Here is a 703-nt window from a genome sequence, read left to right as displayed (position 1 = left end):
ATTAGTCGAAGATCTTAGCAACAACACCAGCACCTACTGTACGGCCACCTTCACGGATAGCGAAACGTAGACCTTCGTCCATTGCGATTGGAGCGATTAGCTCAACTTGCATTTGGATGTTGTCACCTGGCATTACCATTTCTACGCCTTCTGGTAGAGAGATGTCACCAGTTACGTCAGTTGTACGGAAGTAGAACTGTGGACGGTAACCTTTGAAGAACGGAGTATGACGGCCGCCTTCGTCTTTAGAAAGTACGTATACTTCTGACTCGAACTTAGTGTGTGGGTTGATTGAGCCAGGAGCTGCAAGAACTTGACCACGTTCAACTTCGTCACGCTTAGTACCACGTAGAAGTGCACCAACGTTCTCACCAGCACGACCTTCGTCAAGAAGCTTACGGAACATCTCAACACCAGTACAAGTAGTAGTTGTAGTCTCTTTGATACCTACGATTTCTACTTCGTCACCTACGCGTAGGATACCGCGCTCGATACGACCAGTTACAACTGTACCACGACCTTGGATCGAGAATACGTCTTCGATTGGTAGTAGGAACGGTTGGTCTACTGCACGCTCTGGCTCTGGGATGTAAGAGTCTAGTGCTTCTGCAAGCTCAACGATTTTCGCTTCCCACTGCTCTTCGCCGTTTAGTGCGCCTAGTGCAGAACCTTGGATAACTGGTAGGTCATCACCTGGGAAATC

The 703-nt window shown here is 48.5% G+C and carries 1 protein-coding gene; it reads right to left on the bottom strand.

The annotated features are described in order from the left end of the window. Nucleotide 1 precedes the first annotated feature (1 nt). A partial coding sequence (locus OH456_RS25900) for an EF-Tu/IF-2/RF-3 family GTPase (protein ID WP_270034473.1) occupies nucleotides 2–703 on the bottom strand: 702 nt, incomplete at its 5' end.

This window comes from Vibrio sp. La 4.2.2 (assembly GCF_027586995.1).
Taxonomy (GTDB): domain Bacteria; phylum Pseudomonadota; class Gammaproteobacteria; order Enterobacterales; family Vibrionaceae; genus Vibrio; species Vibrio mediterranei.
This window is presented reverse-complemented; position numbering and strand designations above follow the sequence as displayed.